Here is a 23051-nt window from a genome sequence, read left to right on the forward strand (position 1 = left end):
TGCTCTGCCTCGCCCTGCTCGCCGCCTTCTGGCCGGGCATCGCGATGTTCGACAGCCTCAACCAGTATGCCCAGATCCTCTCGGGCAGCTATGACGACTGGCACCCGCCGGCGATGGCGCGGCTATGGGCGCTGTTCCATGCGGCGGGCTGGCAGGGGCAGGCGCCGATGTTCCTGCTCCAGATGCTGCTCTACTGGACCGGGCTCGGCCTGGTCGCAGCGGGGCTGGCCCGACGGGGTGCGAGACTGGCGGCGGGCGCGGTGCTGCTGCTCGGGCTCTGGCCGCCGATCGCCGGCTGGCAGGTCGCGGTGCTCAAGGACGGGCAGATGGCGGGGGCATTGCTCGCCGCGACGGGGCTCGCCGCCTGGTGGAGGCTGGACGACCGGCCGCTGCCACGCTGGGCGGCGGTGCTGGTCGGCCTGTTGCTGCTCTACGCCACGCTGGTGCGGATCAACGCGGTGTTCGCCACCGTTCCGCTCGCCCTAGGGCTGCTCGGCACCGGCGGCTGGAAGCCGGTGCGCCACGGCGCGCTGATGCTGGCGGCGACGGTCGCGGTGCTGGCGGCGATGCCGCTGGTCAATCACGGGCTGCTGCGTGCGGGCGCCAGCGATGTCGGCCGCTCGCTGCCGATCTACGACCTGGCCGGGATCGCGCAGCATGCCGGGCCCGAGGCAGTGCCGGTGCTGCCCGCCGGGGTGTGCCGCGCCTCGGCCGCTGCTCTGGGATCCGCTTGGCGACCGCTGCGACTTCGTCTCGGACGGCCTCGCCCGAGCCGCGCCCGGCAGCGCGCTGACCCGCGCCTGGATCGCGGCGATCGTGCAGCATCCGCTCGCCTATGCCGCGCATCGGCTCGCGCACTGGAATGCGACTATGCGCTGGTTCGTGCCGGAGCGCTTCCCGCTTGCCGAGCCGCAATCGGACAGCGAGCCCAACAGGCTGGGCCTCGGCTCCCCCGCGCCGCGGATCGCGCCCTTCCAGCGGCTGGCGGGCACGCTCGCCGAGAGCCCGCTCGGCGCGCCGATCCTGTGGCTGGTGGCGGCGATGGCGGTGCTGGCGCTGGCCTGGCGAGGCGAGGACGGACGGCAGCGGCTGGCCGTGGCGCTCGCCCTGTCGGCGGTGCTGACCGAGCTCGCCTTCCTGGTGATCAGCGTGGCGGCGGACTATCGCTATCACCTGTGGGCGATGCTCGCGACCGGGCTGGCGGTTGTGCTGCTGGCGGGTGCGAAGCTGCCGCGGCGAGGCCTGGGGATAGCGCTCGCCGCGCTGCTGCTGGTCGGTGGGACGTCCCTCGCGGCGCGGCTCGTGCTGCCGTCCGTCGGGGAAACTTACACCGATGCGGCTGGATAAAATCTCCGCGACGCGAAACTCCGGGCTAGGGCCCACCGTTACGCATGGGTAACGTGACGATAACGGAGAAGCGGGTTGGCAGGTCGCGACGATCACGAGGAGATATGGCGCAAGTTCCACCAGGTGGTGAACATGGCGCCGGCGGAAATCGAAGCGTGGCTGGAGACGGACGAGAGCCGCAAGGTCGGCTTCAAGCGGGGCGGTGGAGAGAGTATCGGCCATGCCTCGGGCCGGCGGATCGTCGGGATATTGCGGACCAACAAGGACGATCTCGACGGGGGCGACTATGCCCATATGCGCAAGGTGGTCGGCTTCGTCGCCCGCCACCGCGCCCAGGGACCGCACGAGGACTACCGCATCCCCACCTCACGCTGGCGCTACTCGCTGATGAACTGGGGGCATGATCCGATGAAGGAATAGGACGGTTGGTGGTGTGAATAGGCGCGTATGGTCGAAGGGAAGGGATCCACTAGCGGAGCGTGGCTCGGTCCTAATTGTAAGCGTCCTACGCAGTTTCTAAGTGCTTGCCTGATGCACTTATATGCCTGTTATTCTTGGATTATTGGCTAATGCATGGTAGTATTGAGAGCTGGTTATTCAGCCCGGTGGACTGATTCCAACGGCCCAGAATGCTCCAGCGACTAAATAGCTCTTGAGGAGATCTGGCAAAATGAAAGCTAAGCCGTCAAAAAATCGGAAGCGCAACTTCCATAATACTGTCATGAAAAAATCGCGGGCAAAGCTACAGGGCGGACTGCCATGGGCCCCGCCGACTTCCCTATAAACAACTGCTTCGCTCGGCGGGGCCCATGGCAGTCCGCCCTGTGCAATCAACTGCGCTACGCTCCGATTTTGACAGCTTCATAAAAGCCGTCAACCTAGATTCGTTCTCTGTCTGTTCGATTTTCTGGCTGGTGTGATCAGCGTGCCACAGTTGCAGCCATAACCTTCAACCGGTTCACGAGCCGATCACGCCGCTGTTCGATTGCAGGGCCATATTCAGCCCGTTCGGCCTCTTTGAAATCACCCGACGCATCTGGGCCCGCCATCCATCCAGGTCCGTTTACGACCCGAATATTTCGACAGAACCGCGCAATAGCCATAAAGTCATCCCGCGCGACCCGTGCCTCGTCATCGTACCAAACCTCGTGGTCTCGCTCCAGCGTGGGATACTTGGCTTCCATCGCTCCGACCCTGAGGGCACCTTGTTCCAACAGCATCGTCGCAATCTGGTTGGCCGCATAGATTAGGTCGGGAATGCTCCTGCCCTTGGCCGCGATCTGGACGTCGAGGTCGCCCTTCAGCCCCCCACTCTTGCGTCCCCGCTCATAGGCGAAGGCCGCGACCGCATAGAGTACCAACGAGCCAGCCAGGACATAGAACGCAGGCAGCCAGGGTTGGAGCGCCTGGGCCAACTCCCCTGGCTTCTTGTCTGCCATGATCGGGACAGAAAATACGAATGCCGCGCCAACCAGGCCAAGGCTGCCCTTGCGATCAGTCAGGAGGTTCATTGAGCGCAGACCCGGCGCGAGATCGTGGCGGCCATGCTCTCTGGGATGATGTCCGCTGCTGGGTAGGAGCGTGTTTCCTGGACGACGCCGTTGGGCGCATACCAAGTCATGTTACGCACCATGAATGTTTGGTCAGTACAGTTGATGATCCACAACGCTTTGGCCTCGCGTGCTGGCTCAGATGCCTGCCTACTGTAATCGATCTTGAGCCACACCCGCCGCGCGCTTTTGGGCTGCTCCTTGACCCGGAGATCGCTTGCCAGTTGGAGAAACCAGGTCGCCTTCTGGCTGTCAGTGGAGATGCGAAGCCATTCGTTCTCGGGATCAGTCCAGTTGAATTTCCAAGGCTCGCGCGTCTCGCCCAAACCCTCCGTTGTGTAACCGGCCCAAGGCATGTTTTGCGCCTGCGCAGAAACTGACATCAGCAATCCAAGTGCAACCGCGGATCCACGCATGGCCTCTCCTTCCCAGCACATGAATAATGGTTCTGCAGCGCGGGTTGCCGTATAATTAGATCATAGGGCAAGCGCGAAGCTACCTAGGAAGCGCGATCCCGGATACCTGATCTGTTCGGACTCGTCGGGGGCGCCCCGACGAGGTCCGGCCGATGGTCAATCGAGTTGACACGCGGCGCCGCGCTGACCGCGCATTATTCGCGAAGACAGGAATAGAGGGCCGCCAGACCGCTTCTCACCCAATCCCGGTCGGTTCGCCGACTAGGTTCTCGCCGCGGAGCCCACGGTCCCCGCATATTCCTGCGTCAGAACCTCCCAGTCGTTCCAATCGGGATCGCCCGAATAGCTGCGCGTAGCCTGGGTCTCGACCCAGGGGAGCTTCTCGCTGGCCCAGGCCTCGAGGAAGGGCGGCTGGTCGTCGGGGGTGTCGAGCATCGTCGTGCGGATGTTGACGAACCAGTCCATCCCCTCGGCGCGAGTGAAGACCCAGCTCTTGCAATGGTCGCAGTGATAATGGTGCGCGACAGGACCGTGCAGGCCGCCGATCGCCGGTTCGCCCTGCAGCAGCTCGAAAGCCTGGGCGGGTACGGTCAGGGTCAGCGAGAAGGCGCTGCCGCTCATCTTCTGGCAGCCGGTGCAGTGGCAGGCGCTGGTCAGCATCGGCGCGCCGCTAAGGCGGAAGCGCAGCGCCCCGCAGCGGCAGCCGCCTTCCTGTGCCTCGGTCCAGTCGGTCATCGCCCATCTCCCTTCTCGCTTCGCCGCATCCCGGCACGATAGCCGGAACGGCGCTCCGATGCCCGCGTTCCTTTCCGCAAAACAGGAGAGGGAATGCCTGCATGAACAGATACTTCTTCGCGCTCGGGCTCGGCCCGGCGGTCGCGCTCAGTGCCTGTGGCGGCGCCGAGCCGGTGACCACGGTCGACAATATCGTCGCCACCGACACGATCATCCCCGAGAACAGCATCGACGCCAATGCGGCGAGCGGCACCGACGTCAACATGGCGTCGGGCACGGTGGCGCTGACCGGCCAGACCTTTGCCGATACCGCCGGGGCGAGTGACGCCTATGAGATCGAGGCGGGCAAGCTCGCCCAGCAAAAGGCGACCGTCCAGGCGCTAAAGGATTTCGGCGGGATGATGGTGACCGCCCACAGCGAATCGACCGCGAAGCTCAAGGCGGCGGGCGGCAAGGCGATGCCGGCGATCAAGCCCGATCCAAAGCTGAGCGCCGAGCAGGAGGCGAACCTGGCCACGCTGCGCCAGGCGACGGGATCTGATTTCGACGCGGCCTACAAGGCGCAGCAGGTCGTCGCGCACGAGAAGACGCTGGCGGTGGTGAAGGACTATGCCGCGGGCGGCACCGTGCCCGAGCTCAAGGCCTTTGCGGCCGAGGTGGCGCCGGTGGTGCAGCAGCATTTGGACAAGATCCGGGGGTTGTAGGGTCTGAGCCTACTCCCTTTCCCCGGCGACGGCGGGGGTCCAGACTTGAAAGTCCGCGCCCCTTGGCGCGTCTGCGACGCGCACGCTTAGTCTGGGCCCCGGCCTTCGCCGGGGAAAGAAGAGAGGGTATTCCTCCTCATAAGCAAAAAGCAAAGGGCGCGCTCTCCTGCGAGAACGCGCCCTTCCTGTTTTCCGAAAGCCGGGAGCTTATTCGTTCGCCGCCGTCGCGAAGGGCGAGGGGGCCGACTCGACCGGGCGCGGGCCCGAGGGAGCGGCCGGGGCCGCCGCCTGGACGGTGCTCATATGCTTCAGGCGGCCGTCGATATGGCCGCCATTCTCGATCGTGATGTTCTCATATTCGACATCGCCGGTGATCTTGGCCGAGCGCTCGATGGTGAGCTGGCGCACGCGCACCGTGCCTTCGATCGCACCGGCGAGGCGGGCGGTCTCGGCGGTGACGTTGCCGAACACCTGGCTGTCGGCGCCCTGGGCCAGGCTGCCGCAATTGACGTCGCCTTCGATGCGACCGTCGATATGCAGGTCGGCGCTGGCAGTGATATTGCCGGTCACCGTCACGTCCGGACCGATCACCGAGAACATGCCGCGCTTGCCGCCACCGGCCTGCTGCGGCGGCGCCGGCGGCATTGCAGGACGCTCGTCACGATCGCGACCACGATTATTACCGTTGAACATTCACGCTACTCCCCAAATTCGTAACCCGAATCCCGTGGGATATCTCTAGCATAACGCAGGGAGGCGGGCACCGGCCAAAAGCGGGGCATGCGTTCCAGAGAGGGATTGTCGTTCGCCGCCGGGCACCGGGCGCGGCAAAGCCACGCGGCGGCGAGCATCGTTACGCCGGCGACTCCGGCGGCGACGGGTCCAGTGCCGAGCGCGGCGAGCGCGCCGGTGAGTGCCAGCGGCGCGGCGAATCGCTCGGTCGCGAGCAATGCGAGGGCAAGGGTCGCCGGCACCAGCAGCGCGGCGGTGCCGATGTGCGGAAAGACGATCAGCGGGATCAGCGCGGCCGGCAGCGCCGCCCTGAGCGGGGATCCGGCGGGCAGGGCGGTCAGCTGGGCGAGGTGCCACGCAAGGAAGCCGGCGCCCGCGACGATCGCCAGTCCGAACGCCTCCCAGCCCAGCAGGCTGGCGGGGCCGGACAGGGCCGGGTCCAGGGTGCCGAGCAGCAGGGTCGCGGCCAGTGCGGCCAGCGCCGCGGCGAGCGGCTTGAATCGGGGGGCGTAACGAACCATCTGACCGTTCTAGGCGGGCGTTGGTTGACGCTCTCTTATCCCGCCGGCGAGTCAGTTGACCCGCCAAGCCCCCCTCGCTATAGGCGCCCCCGTCCCACAAGGGACCGGCACGTCCGGTCGCGATTCCTTTTGGGGCAAGAGCTGAACGTTGCTGGAGACGCAATGGCCCGGGGGGTCGAGTACACCCGGGGCCTTTTCGTATTCTCAAACACAGGGTTCCAGCAAAGTAACCGCCGGCCCAGCCGGTAACATAAAGGTGAAGGGCTTCATGCCGACGATCAACCAGCTGGTCCGCAAGGGCCGCGAACCGCAGAAGGCCAAGTCGAAGGTCCCTGCGATGGAGCAGAACCCGCAGAAGCGCGGTGTTTGCACCCGCGTCTACACGACGACTCCGAAGAAGCCGAACTCGGCGCTCCGCAAGGTTGCGAAGGTCCGCCTGACCAACCAGCGCGAAGTCATCAGCTACATCCCGGGCGAAGGTCACAACCTTCAGGAGCACTCGGTTGTTCTGATCCGCGGCGGCCGTGTCCGCGATCTTCCCGGCGTTCGCTACCACGTCCTGCGCGGCGTGCTCGATACGCAGGGCGTCAAGGATCGTCGCCAGTCGCGTTCGAAGTACGGCGCCAAGCGTCCGAAGTAATCACAGCCATAGTAAGCCCCGGACGGGTTCCGGACACGCTGAAGGTTTAGAAGGAAATTCAAGATGGCTCGTCGTCGTCGCCCAGAAAAGCGCGAAATCCTGCCGGATCCCAAGTTCGGTGATATCGTCCTTTCGAAGTTCATGAACTCGGTCATGCTGGACGGTAAGAAGTCCGTTGCCGAGGGCATCGTCTATTCGGCCATGGAAACCGTCGAAGCGCGCGCCAAGCGCGATCCGATCGGCGTGTTCCATGACGCGCTGAACAACATCAAGCCGGGCATCGAGGTCCGCAGCCGCCGCGTCGGCGGTGCGACCTACCAGGTTCCGGTCGAAGTCCGTCCGGAGCGTGCCCAGGCGCTCGCGATCCGCTGGCTGATCACGTCTGCGCGCAACCGCAGCGAGAACACCATGTCGGCGCGCCTCTCGGGCGAGCTGCTCGACGCTTCGAACAACCGCGGCAACGCCGTGAAGAAGCGTGAAGACACCCACCGTATGGCTGAAGCGAACCGCGCCTTCAGCCACTACCGCTGGTAAGTCTTTCTCCAGCGCCGGCCCGGCTGGCGCTGGAAATTTTCGTTCCTACATATCGGGGAGCTGGATCGTCCGGCTCCCCACATCCTTAAGGAAACCAGGTCATGGCCCGCAGCCATCCGCTCGAGCGTTATCGCAATATCGGCATCATGGCGCACATCGACGCCGGCAAGACGACGACGACCGAGCGCATCCTCTACTACACCGGCAAGTCCTACAAGATCGGCGAAGTGCACGAAGGCACGGCGACGATGGACTGGATGGAGCAGGAGCAGGAGCGTGGCATCACCATCACCTCGGCTGCCACCACCTGCAAGTGGAAGGCGAACGAGGGCAAGGGTGAAGAGCACCTGATCAACATCATCGACACCCCCGGCCACGTCGACTTCACGATCGAAGTCGAGCGTTCGCTGCGCGTGCTCGACGGTGCGGTTGCCTGCTTCGACGGCGTTGCCGGCGTGGAGCCGCAGTCGGAGACCGTGTGGCGCCAGGCCGACAAGTACGGCGTGCCGCGGATGTGCTTCGTCAACAAGCTCGACCGCACCGGTGCGAACTTCTATTTCTGTGTGGATACGATCGTCGACCGCCTCGGCGCGCGTCCGGCCGTGCTGTATCTGCCGATCGGCGAGGAAGGCGGCTTCAAGGGCCTGGTCGACCTGGTCGAGAACCGCGCGATCATCTGGCTCGAGGAGAGCCTGGGCGCGAAGTTCGAATATGCCGAGATCCCCGACGACCTGAAGGAAAAGGCCGCGAAGTATCGCAGCGACCTGATCGAGATGGCCGTCGAGCAGGACGACGCGCTGATGGAAGCGTATCTCGAAGGCAATGAGCCCTCGACCGCCGACCTGAAGAAGCTGATCCGCAAGGGCACGCTCGCCATGGCGTTCGTTCCGATCCTTTGCGGTTCGGCGTTCAAGAACAAGGGCGTGCAGCCGCTGCTCGACGCCGTTGTCGACTATCTGCCTTCGCCGCTGGACATTCCGGACGTGCAGGGCGTGAAGCTCGACGGCGAAACCCCGGATTCGCGTCCGGCCGACGACAACGCGCCGCTCTCGCTGCTGGCGTTCAAGATCATGAACGATCCGTTCGTCGGCTCGCTCACCTTCGCCCGCATCTATTCGGGCACCCTCACCAAGGGTCAGTATCTGAACTCGGTGAAGGACAAGAAGGAGAAGATCGGCCGTATGCTCCTGATGCACGCGAACTCGCGTGAAGACATCGAAGAAGCACGCGCTGGCGACATCGTCGCGATCGCGGGCCTCAAGGAGACCACGACCGGCGATACGCTGTGCGACACCGCGAACCCGATCATCCTGGAGCGCATGGAGTTCCCGGAGCCGGTTATCGAGCTGTCGGTGGAGCCGAAGACCAAGGCCGACCAGGAAAAGATGGGCATCGCGCTCAATCGTCTGGCCGCCGAGGATCCCTCGTTCCGCGTTTCGACCGACCACGAGTCGGGCCAGACCATCATCAAGGGCATGGGCGAGCTCCATCTCGAGATCCTGGTCGACCGCATGAAGCGCGAGTTCAAGGTCGAGGCGAACGTCGGTGCGCCGCAGGTGGCGTATCGCGAGTATCTCGCGAAGCCGGTGGACATCGACTACACGCACAAGAAGCAGTCGGGCGGCACCGGCCAGTTCGGCCGCGTGAAGGTCAAGCTGACCCCGGGCGAGCGCGGTTCGGGCTTCGTCTTCAAGGACGAAGTCAAGGGCGGCAACATTCCGAAGGAATATATCCCGGCGATTGAGAAGGGCTTCCGCGAGACCGCGCTGACGGGTTCGCTGGTCGGCTTCCCGATCATCGACTTCGAAGTGCTGCTCTATGACGGTGCGTACCACGACGTCGACTCGTCGGCGCTGGCGTTCGAAATCACTGCCCGCGCCGCAATGCGCGAAGCGGCCCAGAAGTCGGGCATCAAGCTGCTCGAGCCGGTGATGAAGGTGGAAGTCGTGACCCCCGAGGATTATCTCGGCGACGTCATCGGCGACATCAACAGCCGCCGTGGTCAGATCCAGGGCACCGACAGCCGCGGCAACGCGCAGACGGTCGAGGCCATGGTGCCGCTGGCGAACATGTTCGGTTACGTGAACTCGCTCCGCTCGTTCACGCAGGGTCGTGCGCAGTACTCGATGCAGTTCTCGCACTATGACGAAGTGCCGCCGAACGTGGCAGACGAAGTGAAGGCGAAGCTCGCCTGACGCGCGTAGCGCTTGGGCTGGCATAACTTGAAAACAGCCGCTATGGGGCCGCCTTCCGGCGAATCCCCTGGCGGCGCGGAATCAGAGATCAGAAGGTAGGAAAACAATGGCGAAGGCAAAGTTTGAGCGGAACAAGCCGCACCTCAACATCGGCACCATCGGTCACGTCGACCACGGCAAGACCTCGCTGACGGCCGCTATCACCAAGATTCTGGCAGAGAACGTTGCGGGTAACGCCGCCGTCGACTTCGCCAACATCGACAAGGCTCCGGAAGAGCGCGAGCGCGGCATCACCATCTCGACCGCGCACGTCGAGTACGAGACCGACAAGCGTCACTATGCGCACGTCGATTGCCCGGGCCACGCCGACTATGTGAAGAACATGATCACCGGTGCTGCCCAGATGGACGGCGCGATCCTCGTGGTCGCCGCCACCGACGGCCCGATGCCGCAGACCAAGGAGCACATCCTGCTCGCTCGCCAGGTCGGCGTGCCGACGATGGTCGTGTTCCTCAACAAGGTCGACCTGGTCGACGACGAGGAAATCCTCGAGCTCGTCGAGATGGAAATCCGCGAAGAGCTGTCGCGTCGTGAGTTCGACGGCGACAACATTCCGATCATCCGTGGTTCGGCGACCGCCGCCCTCTCGGGTTCGGACGAAAAGCTCGGCAAGGACGCCATCCTGGCTCTCATGGCCGCTGTCGACGAGTCGATCCCGCAGCCGGAGCGTCCGCTCGACAAGCCGTTCATGATGCCGATCGAAGACGTGTTCTCGATCTCGGGCCGCGGCACCGTGGTGACCGGCCGCGTCGAGACCGGCGTGGTCAAGGTTGGCGAGGAAGTCGAGATCGTCGGCATCCAGGAGACCGTCCGCAAGACCGTCGTGACCGGCGTCGAAATGTTCCGCAAGCTGCTCGACCAGGGTGAAGCCGGCGACAACATCGGCGCGCTGATCCGTGGCGTCGGCCGTGACGAAGTCGAGCGTGGCCAGGTTCTGGCCAAGCCGGGTTCGATCAAGCCGCACACCGACTTCCAGTCGGAAGTGTACGTCCTGTCGAAGGACGAGGGCGGCCGTCACACGCCGTTCTTCGCGAACTATCGTCCGCAGTTCTACTTCCGCACCACCGACGTCACCGGCACCATCGAGCTGCCGGCCGGCACCGAGATGGTGATGCCGGGCGACAACGTCGCTCTCGGCATCAAGCTGATCGCGCCGATCGCCATGGACGTCGGCCAGCGCTTCACGATCCGCGAAGGCGGCCGCACCGTGGGTGCCGGCGTCGTCGCCGAGATCCAGAAGTAAGCTTCACCCTTTAGGGTAGAGTTCGAAGGGCCCGGTCTCCTGCCAAGGAGGCCGGGCCTTTTCGGCTTCAAGGGGATCGCCACGAGTTAAGGCGTGGGCGCTGCGGCTCGGACCTAGCCAAGTTTCAGCGATGGCGTGCCAAGCGCGGCAAAATCTCGAAGAGTAGCCCGAGCAGGATCCCGACGGTTATGCTTCGACTTACTAGCCACCAATTGCCGTAGATTAGGGCGAGAATGACGCCGACTATCAGGCCTGCGGTAGCACCTCCGCCTGTTGCGGTTGGGCGATCAGGCTGGCCTACAAAGAAGAAGGCAGCCGCTGCTAATATGCCGAGTACCCACCACATAGCTATTCTCCCATAGATAGTTTGCTTACGCCCTTGATACTCCGCGAGATCAGCGATCGTGTCGGATTTGGGGGTAATAGCCCGGCGTTCGTCACCCCGGGCTTGACCCGGGGTCCCGCTTCTTCTGTCCTATTCGAATGGAGCGAGGTGGCTGGGTTTACATCATGGCAGACCGGTACCGCGGCACGATCTACGTAGGCGTGACGGCGAACCTTGCGGCACGGGTTCACCAGCATCGCACGGAGGGTGGCTCGGATTTTTGCCGTCGCTATGGGCTGAACAGGCTCGTTTGGGCCGAGCATGCGCCGAACATCAGCGATGCCATCGCGCATGAGAAACGCGTGAAGCGCTGGCGCCGGGAATGGAAGTTCGAGCAGATCGAGCGCGGGAACCCGGAATGGCGTGATCTGTCCGATACGCTTTTTTGAGGGGCGGAAAGAAGCGGGGCCCCCGCGCAAGGCCGGGGCGACGGGGAAGGGCGGCAGATTCCATCGCATCGCCCCTTGATCCGAATCATATCTCTCTGTATGGGCCGCCCCTTCGGTTCAAACACAGCATAGAAGCCCGGCAACGGGCTCCGCTCTTTCGCATTGGTAGGGACATGGAAACGCAGAATATCCGTATTCGCCTGAAGGCGTTCGATCATCGAGTGCTCGACCAGGCGACCGGCGACATCGCCGACACTGCCCGCCGTACCGGCGCTCTCATCCGTGGCCCGATTCCGCTTCCGACGAAGATCGAGAAGTTCACGGTCAACCGTGGCCCGCACATCGACAAGAAGTCGCGCGAGCAGTTCGAGGTGCGCACCTACAAGCGCATGCTCGACATCGTGCAGCCGACCCCGCAGACCGTGGACGCGCTGATGAAGCTCGACCTCGCCGCTGGCGTCGACGTCGAGATCAAGCTGGCCTGAGCCGGTTGAAGGCCCCTGCGAAAGCGGGGGTCTTTCTCGTCCTGCCGCATACTTCGCAGGAATGCAGGTGTGGGGGTGGACAGGGAAGCGCTGCTGACGTAAAGGCGCGCCTCCACACGAGATTCGCGATTCCCTTATGGGGGATTCGCCAGGTTCCTCCACCGGATCGATCCCGATCCAACGCAAGGAACGGGAGGGCGCCACGGGCGCACTCGCATCGCGATAGGGATACCGCCGGCCTCTTCGGAGAACCGGGACTGCGTCCCCCGTCGCCTCTTCCTTCGGGAAGGGGTTCAGCCCGGACGGGGGCTCGCATCATATTTTCGGGCTGAAGCACGCACCCGTGGGAATTCCCCCTCGGGTGCCTATGCATAGGAGCAACTGGTCATGCGCACTGGCGTGATCGCGAAGAAGTTGGGGATGACCCGCCTGTTCCAGGACGACGGCCGCCACGTGCCCGTCACCGTCCTGGCTCTCGAAGGCGTGCAGGTCGTCTCCGTCCGCGAAAAGGATCGTGACGGCTATACCGCCGTCCAGCTCGGCGCCGGCACGGCGAAGAGCAAGAATGTCGCCAAGCCGCAGCGCGGCCACTTCGGCAAGGCCGAAGTCGAGCCCAAGGCTGTCGTCCATGAGTTCCGCGTCGATGCGGACGGCCTGCTCGAAGTGGGCGCCGAGATCTCGGCCGACCACTATGTCGCCGGCCAGTTCGTCGACATCCAGGGCAAGACCCAGGGCAAGGGCTTTGCGGGCGGCATGAAGCGTTGGGGCTTCGGCGGTCTGCGCGCGACCCACGGCGTCTCGGTTTCGCACCGCTCGCTGGGTTCGACCGGTCAGCGTCAGGATCCGGGCAAGGTCTTCAAGAACAAGAAGATGGCCGGCCACATGGGTGACAAGTTCCGCACCCAGCAGAATCTCGAGATCGTCGGCACCGACGTCGAGCGCGGCCTGATCTTCGTCAAGGGCTCGGTCCCTGGCTCGAAGGGTGGCTGGCTGTTCGTCAAGGACGCCGTCAAGGTCGCCCGTCCCGACGCCGCGCCGTTCCCGGCCGGCATCAAGTCGGTCGCCAACAACAACGACACCGCTCCCGCGGAGACTCCGGCCGAAGTGACCGAGGCTCCCGAGGCGACCGAAGGCCAGGAGGGCTAAGTGAAGGTCAAGGTTCAAACCCTCGACGCCAAGGCTTCGGGCGACATCGAGCTCAACGACACCGTCTTCGGTGTCGAGCCGCGCGCCGACATCCTGCACCGCGTCGTCACCTGGCAGCTCGAGAAGCGTCGCGCCACCGCGCGCGGCACTCGCGAGCGTGCCGACGTCGCCCGCTCGGGCAAGAAGTTCGGTCGCCAGAAGGGCGGCGGTACCGCCCGTCACGGCGATCGCCGCGCTCCGGTGTTCATCGGTGGTGGTAAGGCTCACGGCGCCCGCGTCCGTGACTTCAACCCCGGCCTGAACAAGAAGATCCGCGCGCTCGGCCTGAAGATGGCCCTCAGCAGCCACGCCAAGGCCGGCTCGCTGATCGTCCTCGACGCGTTCGGCACCGCCAAGACCGCGGAGCTGAAGACCCAGTTCGCCAAGCTTGGCACCGGCAAGACTGCCCTGGTGATCGACGGCGAGGCCGGCAACGGCTTCCTGGCTGCGCGCAACCTGATCGGCGTGAACGTCCTCCCCGCGGTGGGCGCCAACGTCTATGACATCCTGAAGCACGACACGCTGGTCCTGACCCGCGCTGCCGTCGAGAAGCTGGAGGCGCGCTTCAATGGCTAAGAAGCAGGCAGCCGCGATCGACAACCGTCACTATGACGTGATTGTCGCGCCGCACATCACCGAGAAGTCGACGCTCGTCTCCGAGCACAACGCGGTTGTGTTCCGGGTCGCTGGCGACGCCACCAAGCCCGAGATCAAGGCCGCCGTCGAGGCGATCTGGAAGGTCAAGGTGACTGGCGTCAACACGATCGTCCAGAAGGGCAAGACCAAGAAGTGGAAGGGCGCCCCCTACAAGCGCTCTGACGTGAAGAAGGCTATCGTGACCCTCGCCGACGGTGAGCAGATCGACGTGACCTCGGGGGTCAATTCGTAATGGCACTCAAGAATTACAATCCGACGTCGCCTGGCGTCCGCGGCCTGATCCTGATCGACCGTTCGGCCCTGTACAAGGGTCGTCCGGTCAAGGCTCTGACCGAGGGCAAGACCAAGACCGGCGGCCGCAACAACAAGGGCCATGTGACCTCGCGCGGCATCGCCGGCGGCCACAAGCAGCGCTATCGTATCATCGATTTCAAGCGCCGCCTGTGGGACGTCGAGGGCACCGTCGAGCGGATCGAGTATGACCCGAACCGCACCGCCTTCATCGCGCTCGTGAACTACGGCGCCGACGAAGCCGGCAAGGATCGCGTCGCCTACATCATCGCGCCGCAGCGCCTCGCCGTCGGCGACAAGGTGATCGCCGGCAAGAAGACCGACGTGAAGCCGGGCAACGCCATGGAGCTGGGCCAGATGCCGGTCGGCACCATCGTCCACAATGTGGAGATGAAGCCGGGCAAGGGCGGTCAGATCGCCCGTTCGGCAGGCACCTATGTCCAGGTCGTCGGTCGTGACCGCGGCATGGTCATCGTCCGCCTGAACTCGGGCGAGCAGCGCTACATCCACGGCAACTGCATGGCGACGGTCGGTGCGGTGTCCAACCCGGACAACCAGAACACCAACCTCGGCAAGGCCGGCCGCAACCGCTGGAAGGGCATCCGCCCGCTGACCCGCGGTGTCGCGAAGAACCCGGTCGACCACCCGCACGGCGGTGGTGAAGGCCGTACCTCGGGCGGCCGTCACCCGGTCACCCCGTGGGGCAAGCCGACCAAGGGTGCGCGCACCCGCCACAACAAGGCGACGGACAAGATGATCATCCGCAGCCGTCACGCGAAGAAGAAGGGCTAACCCATGGCTCGCTCCGTTTGGAAGGGTCCGTTCGTGGACCTCCACCTGCTCAAGAAGGCGCAGACCGCGCAGGAGCAGGGCACCCGCGCCGGTCCGATCAAGACCTGGTCGCGCCGCTCGACGATCCTGCCGGATTTCGTCGGCCTGACGTTCAGCGTCTACAATGGCCGCAAGTTCGTGCCGGTCTCGGTCAACGAGGACATGGTTGGCATGAAGCTCGGCGAGTTCGCGCCGACCCGCTTCTTCCCCGGCCACGCAGCCGACAAGAAGGGTAAGCGCTAATGTCTAAGCAGGCAGCCCCCCGCAAGGTTGGCGACAAGGAAGCCCTTGCCGTCGCCACGCAGATCCGTGGTTCGGCCCAGAAGCTGAACCTCGTCGCGGGCCTGATCCGCGGCAAGAAGGCCGGCGACGCGCTGAACATCCTTCAGTTCTCGACCAAGGCCATGGCCGTCGATGCTCGCAAGGTTCTCGCCTCGGCGATCGCCAATGCGGAAAACAACCATAACCTCGACGTCGACGCGCTCGTCGTCGCCGAGGCTTCGGTCGGCAAGTCGATCACGATGAAGCGCTTCGCGACCCGCGGCCGTGGCAAGTCCACCCGCATCCTGAAGCCGTTCAGCCGTCTTCGCATCGTCGTCCGCGAGCAGGAAGAAGCATAATGGGTCACAAGAGCAACCCGATCGGCCTGCGTCTCCAGGTCAACCGTACCTGGGACAGCCGCTGGTTCGCCGAGGGCGCCGACTATGGCCGGCTCCTCATGGAGGACCTCAAGATCCGCAAGTACATCGTCGAGACGCTGCCCCAGGCCGCGATCTCGAAGGTGGTGATCGAGCGTCCGGCCAAGCTGTGCCGCGTTTCGATCTACGCTGCCCGTCCCGGTGTCATCATCGGCAAGAAGGGCTCGGACATCGAGAAGCTGCGCAAGACGCTGTCCTCGATGACCTCGAGCGACGTGAGCCTGAACATCGTCGAGATCCGCAAGCCGGAAGTCGACGCCAAGCTCGTCGCCCAGGGCATCGCCGACCAGCTCGAGCGCCGTATCGCCTTCCGCCGCGCCATGAAGCGCGCGGTGCAGTCGGCGATGCGCCTCGGCGCCGAGGGCATCCGGATCAACTGCGGCGGCCGTCTCGGCGGCGCCGAGATCGCCCGCTCGGAATGGTATCGCGAAGGCCGCGTTCCGCTGCACACGCTGCGCGCGAACATCGACCACGCCACGGCCGAAGCGCACACCGCCTATGGCGTCTGCGGCGTGAAGGTCTGGATCTTCAAGGGCGAGATCCTCGGCCATGATCCGATGGCGACCGATCGCCTCAACCTGGAGTCGCAGACGACGGGCGTTCGCCCGGCGCGCGACGACCACCGCCGCTAAGGGTTAGGACAGAGAAATGCTGCAACCGAAGCGCACCAAGTTCCGCAAGGCCTTCAAGGGCCGCATCCACGGCGACGCCAAGGGTGGCACTGCGCTGAACTTCGGGTCGTATGGCCTGAAGGCGATGGAGCCGGAGCGGATCACCGCCCGTCAGATCGAAGCGGCCCGCCGCGCGATCACCCGTCACATCAAGCGCCAGGGCCGTCTCTGGATCCGCATCTTCCCGGACGTGCCGGTTTCGTCGAAGCCTGCTGAAGTCCGCATGGGCTCGGGCAAGGGCTCGCCGGAATTCTGGGTCGCCCGCGTCAAGCCGGGCCGCATCCTGTTCGAGCTGGACGGCGTGCCGGGCCCGCTCGCTGCTGAAGCTTTCGAGCGTGCGGCGATGAAGCTGCCGATCAAGGTCAAGGTCGTGGCTCGCCTCGGCGATACCTCGCACCTGGAGGGTTGATAGAATGACCAAGGCTACCGATCTTCGTGCGAAGACCGAGGACCAGCTGAGCGACGAGCTCGGCAACCTGAAGCGCGAGGCATTCAACCTTCGCTTCCAGGCCGCGACCAGCCAGCTCGAGAAGCCGAGCCGGGTCCGCGAAGTCCGTCGCGACATCGCCCGCATCAAGACGCTGCAGAACGAGCGCTCGCGCTCGACTGCCAAGTAAAGGACGAAACCATGCCGAAGCGCGTGCTGACCGGGAACGTGGTTTCCGACAAGGGCGACAAGACCGTGGTCGTGCTGGTGGAGCGCAAGGTGAAGCACCCGCTCTACGGCAAGATCATCCGCCGCTCGAAGAAGTATCACGCCCATGACGAGGCGAACGAGTACAAGGCCGGCGAGACCGTGCGCATCGAAGAGACTGCGCCGATCTCCAAGCTCAAGACCTGGAAGGTGATCGAGCGGGTGAACACCCACGCGACCCCGGCCAAGTCGGACGCCGCCGCCTAATCTTTTTAACTGGAACCCCCGGGCAGGTCCCGGAAGGCCAAACGAGAAGGAACCGGATCAATGATCCAGATGCAGTCCAATCTCGACGTCGCTGACAACAGCGGCGCGAAGCGGGTGCAGTGCATCAAGGTGCTGGGCGGATCGAAGCGTCGCTTCGCCTCCGTGGGCGACGTCATCGTCGTCAGCATCAAGGAAGCTGCTCCCCGCGGCAAGGTGAAGAAGGGTGACGTGCACCGTGCCGTCATCGTCCGCACCGCCAAGGACGTCCGCCGCGCCGATGGCTCGGTCATTCGCTTCGACGGCAATGCTGCCGTCCTGGTCAACAAGAACGAGGAGCCGATCGGCACCCGTATCTTTGGCCCGGTGGTCCGCGAGCTGCGCTCGAAGGGCTTCATGAAGATCATTTCGCTCGCCCCCGAGGTGCTGTGATGGCTGCTGCCAAGATCAAGAAGGGCGACCAGGTCATCGTCCTGTCCGGCAAGGACAAGGGCCGGACCGGTGAAGTCGTCAAGTCGCTGCCCAAGGACGGCAAGGTCGTCGTTTCGGGCATCAACGTCGCCGTGCGTCACCGCAAGCCGAGCCAGACCAACCCGCAGGGTGGCCTGGAGCGTTCGGAAGCGCCGCTGGCGATCTCCAAGGTCGCGCACGTGACCAAGGACGGCAAGCCGACCCGCGTCCGCTTCGAGGAGCGCGACGGCAAGAAGGTCCGTGTCGCCGTCAAGACCGGGGAGGTCATCAATGGCTGATTCCTACACGCCGCGCATGCGCAAGCTCTATGACGAGACCATCGCCAAGGCGATGACCGAGAAGTTCGGTTACAAGAACGTCATGGAAGTGCCGAAGATCGAGAAGATCGTGCTCAACATGGGCGTCGGCGAAGCCACCCAGGACAAGAAGAAGGTCGAGCAGGCCGCTTCTGAAATGGAGCTGATCGCGGGCCAGAAGCCGGTGATCACCAAGGCGAAGAAGTCGATCGCGCAGTTCAAGCTGCGCGAGGGCATGCCGATCGGCGCGAAGGTCACCCTTCGCCGCGAGCGCATGTACGAGTTCCTCGACCGCTTCATCACGATCGCGCTGCCGCGCGTTCGCGACTTCCGTGGCCTCAACCCGAAGTCGTTCGACGGCCGTGGCAACTATGCCTGCGGTCTCAAGGAGCAGCTGATCTTCCCGGAAATCAGCTACGATAAGGTCGACAAGATCCGCGGCATGGACGTGATCGTGACCACCACCGCGAAGACCGACGAGGAAGCTCGCGAGCTTCTCCGTCTCTTCGGTTTCCCGTTCCCGCAGGATGCGGACGGCGAAGCCAAGGCCGCGTAAAGGAAAGAGAACTTAAGTCATGGCGAAACTGAGTTCCGTGAACAAGAACGAGCGTCGCAAGCTGCTGGTGAAGAAGTACGCCGGCAAGTATGCGAAGCTCAAGGCGATCGCGAATGACGAGAGCCTCGATGAGACCGAGCGTCTCATCGCGCGTCTCAAGATGGCCGAGCTGCCGCGCAACGGCAACCCGACCCGCATTCGCAACCGGTGCGAGCTCACCGGCCGCCCCCGCGGTTACTACCGCAAGTTCCGTCTCGCTCGTGTGATGCTGCGTGATCTGGCCAACAAGGGCCTCATCCCCGGCGTCACCAAGTCGAGCTGGTAAGGATCACGAAGATGGCAGTGACCGATCCCCTGGGTGATATGCTCACCCGCATCCGCAACGGCCAGCGCGCCCGCAAGGACTCCGTCCTTACGCCGGCGAGCAAGCTGCGTGCGCGCGTTCTCGATGTGCTCCAGCGCGAAGGCTACATCCGTGGCTACAGCGAAGAGCAGATGGGCCCCGCCGCGGGCATCCGCATCGAGCTGAAGTATTTCGAGGGCCAGCCGGCGATCAAGCACGTCGCGCGCATCTCGAAGCCGGGCCGCCGCGTCTACTCGGGCAGCCAGGAGCTTCCCCGCGTGCGTAACGGCCTCGGCATCACGATCGTCTCGACGCCGCGTGGCGTTCTCTCGGACGCGGAAGCGCGCGAGCAGAATGTCGGTGGCGAAGTGCTGGCGGAGGTGTTCTGATGAGCCGCATCGGTAAGAAGCCGGTTCTCGTCCCTGCGGGCGTGACCGCGACTGTCGACGGCGATCAGGTTTCGGTGAAGGGCCCGAAGGGCACCCTCTCGATCCCGAAGGCCGATCTGATCAGCTACGAGCTCGTCGAAGGCGGCATCTCGGTGCAGCCGGCGAACGACACCAAGCGCGCCCGTGCCTTCTGGGGCATGCAGCGTACCCTGGTGCAGAACCTGGTGACCGGCGTGACCACCGGCTTCTCGAAGAAGCTGCTGATCACCGGCGTCGGCTACCGTGCGGCTGCGCAGGGCAAGGTGCTCAAGCTCCAGCTCGGCTATTCGCACGACGTCAACATCGACGTGCCGGAAGGCATCGAGATCAAGACCCCGGATCAGACCACGGTCGAGATCTCCGGGATCGACAAGCAGAAGGTCGGCCAGATTGCGGCCGAGATTCGCCGCTGGCGCAAGCCCGAGCCGTACAAGGGCAAGGGCATCAAGTACGACGGCGAGTTCATCTTCCGTAAGGAAGGGAAGAAGAAGTGATCAGCACCAAGGGTCTCTCGCTTTTCGCGAAGCGTCGTCGCCGCAACCGTACTGCGCTTCGTGCGCGTGCCGGTGGTCGTCCGCGTCTTTCGATCCATCGCTCGGGCAAGCACATCTATGCCCAGGTGATCGACGATGCCGCCGGCAAGACCGTTGCCGCGGCTTCCACCCTCGACAAGGACGTGCGCGGCAAGACCGGTGCGACCATCGAGGCCGCCCAGGACGTCGGCAAGCGTGTTGCCGAGGCCGCCAAGGCCGCCGGCATCACCCAGGTCGTGTTCGACCGCGGTGGCTTCCTCTATCATGGCCGCGTCAAGGCGCTGGCCGATGCCGCTCGTGAGAGCGGGCTGGAGTTCTGAGAATGGCTGACGAAAACAACCAGGCGCCCGCAGAGGGCGCGGGCTTCGAAGCCCAGGACGCCGGTGCTCCCCAGGAGCAGCAGGGTCGTGGCCGTGGCCGTGGCCGTGGCGGCCCGGGCGGCGGTGGCGATCGTGGCCGCGGCGGCCGTGACGGCAACCGCGGTCGTCGCGACGACCGTCGTGGCCAGAACGCCGAGGACGGTGGCGAGGAGCTGATCGAGAAGCTGGTCCACATCAACCGCGTCTCGAAGACCGTGAAGGGCGGCAAGCGCTTCGGCTTCGCGGCGCTGGTCGTCGTGGGCGACGGCAAGGGCCGGGTCGGCTTCGGTCATGGCAAGGCGCGCGAAGTGCCGGAAGCCATCTCGAAGGCGACTGCCGCTGCCAAGAAGACGATGGTCCGCGTTCCGCTCAAGGAAGGCCGCACCCTGCATCACGACGGCAACGGCCACTTCGGTGCCGGTCGCGTGACGCTGCGTTCGGCGCCGCAGGGCACCGGCATCATCGCGGGTGGCCCGATGCGCGCCATCTTCGAATCGCTGGGTGTTGCCGATGTGGTGACCAAGTCGGTCGGCACTTCGAATCCCTACAACATGATCCGCGCCACCTTCGAGGCGCTGGTGGAGCAGACTTCGCCGAAGTCGGTTGCCCAGCGGCGCGGCAAGAAGATCGCCGACCTGCTCGGCCGCGGTGGTTCGCAGACCGCCGAGGCGGACGCTGCGGCTATCGCGGAGTAATCGATCATGGCGAAGATCAAGATCCAGCAGATCGGTTCGCCGATCCGCCGCACTAAGGATCAGCGCGCGACGCTGATCGGCCTGGGCCTCAACAAGATGCACAAGGTCAGCGAGCTCGAGGATAGCCCGGAAGTCCGTGGCATGATCCGCAAGCTGCCGCACATGGTGAAGGTGCTCGAGGGCTAAGGCCTTCGCCACCCGGCAAGATTGAGAAGGGGCGGCAGGCGACTGTCGCCCCTTTTCGTTTGGGCGGACGCGGACGGATCAACCTGGAACCGGCTATCCTGAGTAGCTATTGAGCTCGTCGAGATGGCGTATCGAAGGACGTCCTTCGATACGGGGCTTCGACAGGCTCAGCCCCTACTCAGGATGAACGGTGGGTGTGGTGGCGGCGTGCGGACGATGCCAGCTCATGCCGAGCAGCAGGGCACCCGCCAGCACAAGCCTCACGCCGCCGCGCGCAACGTGGGATCGCGGGGCACGGTGAAGCTCACCATCGCGCCGCGGGAAAGGTTCTCCGCTTTCAGCTCGCCGCCATGCACGTCGATGATGCTGCGGCAGATCGACAGCCCGATGCCCAGGCCCTGCGCGGCCTTGGTCGAGATGAACGGCATGTTGAACTTGTCGAACACCGCATCGGGAATGCCGGGACCCGTGTCCTCGACGCTGATGCGCAGGAAATCCTCCGACGCGGCCGAGCAGCTGATCCGGATCGCGCGCCGCTCGGGAGGAAGCGCGGCCATCGCGTCCTCGGCGTTGCGGATCAGGTTGACCAGCACCTGCTGGATCTGGATCCGGTCGATCAGCGCATGGGCGGGCGGCTGCATGCCGGAATAGGTGATCCGCGCGGAAGGGGCGACCTTGGCGCCGCGCGCCAGCTCGATCGCGTCGTGGATGACATCGTCGATCGGCTCGATGCGCAGGTCGGCGTCGCCCTTCGCCAGATAGTCGCGGATCCGCCGGATGATGTCGCCGGCGCGCGAGATCTGGCCGCGTGCCTGGCGGATCTGCAATTGCACGGCCTCCCGGTCGCCATCGCCGTCGCGCTTAAGCATGAGTTCGCTGACCGAGAGGAAGTTCGAGGCGGCTGCCAGGGGCTGGTTGAGCTCATGCGCCAGGCCGCCGGCCATCTCGCTGAGCGACGACACGCGTGCGCTATGGGCGAACTCGTCGCGGATCACGTCGAAGCGGTGCTGTGCCTGCTGTTGCTTGTCGACATGGCGGAAATAGAGGGCGAGCAGGGCAACCACCATCAGGGTCAGCGTGGAGGCCAGCACGAGGAACCAGCGCGCCCGCTGCCGTGCCGGCCCCAATATGTCGCTCTCGCCGATGCCGGAGGTGACGAAGATCGGATAGCTGTCCAGCCGCTGGTGGCTGAACAGGCGGCGCTTGCCGTCGATCGCGCTCGGCCCCCAATATTCGCCATTGGGATCGGCCCTCTGGCGCTGCATCACCAGCGTATCCTTGAGGTCCTGTCCCCAGCTCACCGTCTGCCCTTCGCGCCGGGCCAGCGTCATGCCGCGCAGCGAGATGATCGAGATCAGGTCTTGGGGCCGGTAATGCAGGCCGGCGTTGAAATCGACGAATCGACCCGTCGGGATATCGACCGCCACCGCGCCGGCGAAATCGCCGCGGGCATCGCGCCAGGATCGCGCGATCAGCAGCACGGCTTCCTTCGAGCCCTCCGGTTCGCTGGGATTGGAGATCGCCCGGGCGATCCCGGGGGCGTCTTGCAGTTCGCGGAACACGCGCTTTTCGCGGACATTGACCGGGCCGCGCTGCTTGGTGGTGAAGAGGATGTGGCCATCGCGGTCGGCGATCTCGGCGCCGGTGATCATCGGGCCGAAATAGCTGGGCAGGGTTATCAGCTGCGGCTTGCGGTGGTCTCCCTTGTCGACAAGCGCGCCATAGCGCTCGCCGAGATACTGCGTGGCGAGGTCTGCCACCTCGAGCGTGCGGCGCACATATTGCTCGAAGGCGACCACGCGGTCGCGATTCTCCCGCGATGCCGATTGCACGGCCAGATTGTGGTCTTCGCGGATTTGCCAGATCACCGCGACCCAGGAGATGATGACGAAGAGCAGCGCTCCGGATACGACGATCCGTGCCGATGGCAGACGCAGGATGGCCAGGAGATTCTTCATCGCCGCCATTGTGCCTTCGCCGGGGGAAGGGCGACAAGTTCGATCTTCTACGAATGGCG

General features: G+C 64.7%; 36 protein-coding genes. 28 read left to right on the top strand and 8 right to left on the bottom strand.

The features are described 5' to 3' along the window. Positions 1-190 precede the first annotated feature (190 nt). Positions 191-316, bottom strand: a complete 126-nt coding sequence (locus ACEN8G_RS03760; RefSeq protein ID WP_413740737.1) for a hypothetical protein — start codon at positions 314-316, stop codon at positions 191-193. 114 nt (positions 317-430) lie between these two features. Beyond that, complete coding sequence (locus tag ACEN8G_RS03765) at positions 431-580, bottom strand: hypothetical protein (protein ID WP_413740738.1); 150 nt, start codon at positions 578-580, stop codon at positions 431-433. A gap of 77 nt (positions 581-657) precedes the next feature. Here ACEN8G_RS03765 and ACEN8G_RS03770 point away from each other — a divergent pair, with 77 nt between their 5' ends. Both ACEN8G_RS03770 and ACEN8G_RS03775 read left to right on the top strand, forming a co-directional pair. Beyond that, positions 658-1347, top strand: coding sequence for a hypothetical protein (locus ACEN8G_RS03770; protein ID WP_413740739.1), 690 nt, complete (start codon positions 658-660; stop codon positions 1345-1347). Between the two features lie 75 nt (positions 1348-1422). Further along, the gene (locus ACEN8G_RS03775) at positions 1423-1767 is read left to right on the top strand and encodes a DUF3140 domain-containing protein (RefSeq protein ID WP_413418204.1); all 345 of its coding nucleotides are present in this window, start codon (positions 1423-1425) and stop codon (positions 1765-1767) included. A 500-nt stretch (positions 1768-2267) separates the two neighbouring features. On the opposite strand, the gene ACEN8G_RS03780 is transcribed toward ACEN8G_RS03775, so the two are convergent. From ACEN8G_RS03780 to ACEN8G_RS03790, 3 genes are all read right to left on the bottom strand, one after another. Next, positions 2268-2858: a hypothetical protein gene (locus ACEN8G_RS03780; protein WP_413418202.1), complete on the bottom strand. Its 591-nt coding sequence runs from the start codon at positions 2856-2858 to the stop codon at positions 2268-2270. Further along, positions 2855-3313 (bottom strand): surface-adhesin E family protein, encoded by a 459-nt coding sequence (locus tag ACEN8G_RS03785; protein ID WP_413418200.1) that lies wholly within the window; start codon positions 3311-3313, stop codon positions 2855-2857. The genes ACEN8G_RS03780 and ACEN8G_RS03785 overlap by 4 nt, the downstream gene beginning before the upstream one ends. Before the next feature lie 261 nt (positions 3314-3574). After that, positions 3575-4048, bottom strand: coding sequence for a GFA family protein (locus ACEN8G_RS03790; RefSeq protein WP_413418198.1), 474 nt, complete (start codon positions 4046-4048; stop codon positions 3575-3577). 101 nt (positions 4049-4149) lie between these two features. On the opposite strand from ACEN8G_RS03790, the gene ACEN8G_RS03795 reads away from it, so the two are divergent. Continuing rightward, positions 4150-4752, top strand: a complete 603-nt coding sequence (locus ACEN8G_RS03795) for a DUF4142 domain-containing protein (protein ID WP_413418196.1) — start codon at positions 4150-4152, stop codon at positions 4750-4752. Positions 4753-4959: 207 nt separating this feature from the next. Here ACEN8G_RS03795 and ACEN8G_RS03800 read toward each other — a convergent pair whose 3' ends face one another. Both ACEN8G_RS03800 and ACEN8G_RS03805 read right to left on the bottom strand, forming a co-directional pair. Next, positions 4960-5445, bottom strand: a complete 486-nt coding sequence (locus tag ACEN8G_RS03800; protein WP_413418831.1) for a bactofilin family protein — start codon at positions 5443-5445, stop codon at positions 4960-4962. 5 nt (positions 5446-5450) lie between these two features. Further along, the gene (locus tag ACEN8G_RS03805; RefSeq protein WP_413418829.1) at positions 5451-6005 is read right to left on the bottom strand and encodes a hypothetical protein; all 555 of its coding nucleotides are present in this window, start codon (positions 6003-6005) and stop codon (positions 5451-5453) included. Positions 6006-6273: 268 nt separating this feature from the next. Here ACEN8G_RS03805 and rpsL point away from each other — a divergent pair, with 268 nt between their 5' ends. The 25 genes from rpsL (at position 6274) to rpmD (ending at position 21034) form a co-directional block, all read left to right on the top strand. Then, positions 6274-6645, top strand: a complete 372-nt coding sequence (rpsL, locus tag ACEN8G_RS03810; protein WP_029936467.1) for a 30S ribosomal protein S12 — start codon at positions 6274-6276, stop codon at positions 6643-6645. Between the two features lie 63 nt (positions 6646-6708). Then, positions 6709-7179 (top strand): 30S ribosomal protein S7, encoded by a 471-nt coding sequence (gene rpsG / locus ACEN8G_RS03815; RefSeq protein ID WP_116838647.1) that lies wholly within the window; start codon positions 6709-6711, stop codon positions 7177-7179. Positions 7180-7280: 101 nt separating this feature from the next. After that, complete coding sequence (fusA, locus tag ACEN8G_RS03820) at positions 7281-9374, top strand: elongation factor G (protein ID WP_413418826.1); 2094 nt, start codon at positions 7281-7283, stop codon at positions 9372-9374. A gap of 106 nt (positions 9375-9480) precedes the next feature. Further along, the gene (gene tuf, locus ACEN8G_RS03825) at positions 9481-10677 is read left to right on the top strand and encodes an elongation factor Tu (RefSeq protein WP_413418824.1); all 1197 of its coding nucleotides are present in this window, start codon (positions 9481-9483) and stop codon (positions 10675-10677) included. A gap of 483 nt (positions 10678-11160) precedes the next feature. Further along, a complete protein-coding gene (locus tag ACEN8G_RS03830) occupies positions 11161-11451 on the top strand; it encodes a GIY-YIG nuclease family protein (protein ID WP_413418822.1) in 291 nt (96 codons plus the stop codon). A gap of 173 nt (positions 11452-11624) precedes the next feature. Then, positions 11625-11936: a 30S ribosomal protein S10 gene (rpsJ, locus tag ACEN8G_RS03835; RefSeq protein ID WP_029936463.1), complete on the top strand. Its 312-nt coding sequence runs from the start codon at positions 11625-11627 to the stop codon at positions 11934-11936. A gap of 387 nt (positions 11937-12323) precedes the next feature. After that, complete coding sequence (gene rplC / locus ACEN8G_RS03840; RefSeq protein WP_086128640.1) at positions 12324-13082, top strand: 50S ribosomal protein L3; 759 nt, start codon at positions 12324-12326, stop codon at positions 13080-13082. Beyond that, on the top strand, positions 13083-13697 hold the full coding sequence (gene rplD, locus ACEN8G_RS03845) for a 50S ribosomal protein L4 (protein WP_413417288.1): 615 nt from the start codon (positions 13083-13085) through the stop codon (positions 13695-13697). It abuts the gene before it with no gap. Next, positions 13690-14010: a 50S ribosomal protein L23 gene (locus ACEN8G_RS03850; RefSeq protein ID WP_307118122.1), complete on the top strand. Its 321-nt coding sequence runs from the start codon at positions 13690-13692 to the stop codon at positions 14008-14010. Before rplD ends, ACEN8G_RS03850 begins: the two co-directional genes overlap by 8 nt. Then, complete coding sequence (gene rplB / locus ACEN8G_RS03855) at positions 14010-14861, top strand: 50S ribosomal protein L2 (RefSeq protein ID WP_269574424.1); 852 nt, start codon at positions 14010-14012, stop codon at positions 14859-14861. The genes ACEN8G_RS03850 and rplB overlap by 1 nt, the downstream gene beginning before the upstream one ends. 3 nt (positions 14862-14864) lie before the next feature. Continuing rightward, on the top strand, positions 14865-15143 hold the full coding sequence (rpsS, locus tag ACEN8G_RS03860; RefSeq protein WP_086128644.1) for a 30S ribosomal protein S19: 279 nt from the start codon (positions 14865-14867) through the stop codon (positions 15141-15143). Next, positions 15143-15520, top strand: a complete 378-nt coding sequence (gene rplV, locus ACEN8G_RS03865) for a 50S ribosomal protein L22 (protein ID WP_116838638.1) — start codon at positions 15143-15145, stop codon at positions 15518-15520. The genes rpsS and rplV overlap by 1 nt, the downstream gene beginning before the upstream one ends. Continuing rightward, a complete protein-coding gene (rpsC, locus tag ACEN8G_RS03870) occupies positions 15520-16230 on the top strand; it encodes a 30S ribosomal protein S3 (protein WP_413417285.1) in 711 nt (236 codons plus the stop codon). Before rplV ends, rpsC begins: the two co-directional genes overlap by 1 nt. 16 nt (positions 16231-16246) lie before the next feature. Beyond that, positions 16247-16678: a 50S ribosomal protein L16 gene (gene rplP / locus ACEN8G_RS03875; protein WP_086128647.1), complete on the top strand. Its 432-nt coding sequence runs from the start codon at positions 16247-16249 to the stop codon at positions 16676-16678. A gap of 4 nt (positions 16679-16682) precedes the next feature. After that, positions 16683-16886: a 50S ribosomal protein L29 gene (gene rpmC, locus ACEN8G_RS03880; protein ID WP_307118124.1), complete on the top strand. Its 204-nt coding sequence runs from the start codon at positions 16683-16685 to the stop codon at positions 16884-16886. Between the two features lie 11 nt (positions 16887-16897). Next, entirely contained in the window at positions 16898-17170 is a 273-nt protein-coding gene (gene rpsQ, locus ACEN8G_RS03885; protein WP_307118125.1) for a 30S ribosomal protein S17, read from the top strand. 60 nt (positions 17171-17230) lie between these two features. Next, a complete protein-coding gene (gene rplN, locus ACEN8G_RS03890; protein ID WP_086128650.1) occupies positions 17231-17599 on the top strand; it encodes a 50S ribosomal protein L14 in 369 nt (122 codons plus the stop codon). Further along, complete coding sequence (gene rplX, locus ACEN8G_RS03895) at positions 17599-17916, top strand: 50S ribosomal protein L24 (protein ID WP_307118126.1); 318 nt, start codon at positions 17599-17601, stop codon at positions 17914-17916. The genes rplN and rplX overlap by 1 nt, the downstream gene beginning before the upstream one ends. After that, on the top strand, positions 17909-18490 hold the full coding sequence (gene rplE / locus ACEN8G_RS03900; RefSeq protein WP_277768561.1) for a 50S ribosomal protein L5: 582 nt from the start codon (positions 17909-17911) through the stop codon (positions 18488-18490). Before rplX ends, rplE begins: the two co-directional genes overlap by 8 nt. A 19-nt stretch (positions 18491-18509) precedes the next feature. Beyond that, complete coding sequence (rpsN, locus tag ACEN8G_RS03905) at positions 18510-18815, top strand: 30S ribosomal protein S14 (protein ID WP_137861460.1); 306 nt, start codon at positions 18510-18512, stop codon at positions 18813-18815. Between the two features lie 11 nt (positions 18816-18826). Next, the gene (gene rpsH / locus ACEN8G_RS03910) at positions 18827-19222 is read left to right on the top strand and encodes a 30S ribosomal protein S8 (RefSeq protein ID WP_086128654.1); all 396 of its coding nucleotides are present in this window, start codon (positions 18827-18829) and stop codon (positions 19220-19222) included. Then, entirely contained in the window at positions 19222-19755 is a 534-nt protein-coding gene (gene rplF, locus ACEN8G_RS03915; RefSeq protein WP_307118127.1) for a 50S ribosomal protein L6, read from the top strand. The genes rpsH and rplF overlap by 1 nt, the downstream gene beginning before the upstream one ends. Next, positions 19755-20114 carry a 50S ribosomal protein L18 gene (gene rplR / locus ACEN8G_RS03920; protein WP_184170695.1) on the top strand — a complete coding sequence of 120 codons (360 nt, stop codon included), beginning with the start codon at positions 19755-19757 and terminating at the stop codon, positions 20112-20114. Before rplF ends, rplR begins: the two co-directional genes overlap by 1 nt. A 2-nt stretch (positions 20115-20116) precedes the next feature. Continuing rightward, entirely contained in the window at positions 20117-20848 is a 732-nt protein-coding gene (gene rpsE / locus ACEN8G_RS03925) for a 30S ribosomal protein S5 (RefSeq protein ID WP_413417280.1), read from the top strand. Positions 20849-20854: 6 nt separating this feature from the next. Continuing rightward, positions 20855-21034: a 50S ribosomal protein L30 gene (gene rpmD, locus ACEN8G_RS03930; RefSeq protein WP_044333362.1), complete on the top strand. Its 180-nt coding sequence runs from the start codon at positions 20855-20857 to the stop codon at positions 21032-21034. Between the two features lie 260 nt (positions 21035-21294). Here rpmD and ACEN8G_RS03935 read toward each other — a convergent pair whose 3' ends face one another. After that, positions 21295-22992, bottom strand: a complete 1698-nt coding sequence (locus ACEN8G_RS03935; RefSeq protein WP_413417278.1) for an ATP-binding protein — start codon at positions 22990-22992, stop codon at positions 21295-21297. Positions 22993-23051: the final 59 nt, after the last annotated feature.

The organism is Sphingomonas sp. Sphisp66 (assembly GCF_047324325.1).
Lineage (GTDB): Bacteria > Pseudomonadota > Alphaproteobacteria > Sphingomonadales > Sphingomonadaceae > Sphingomonas.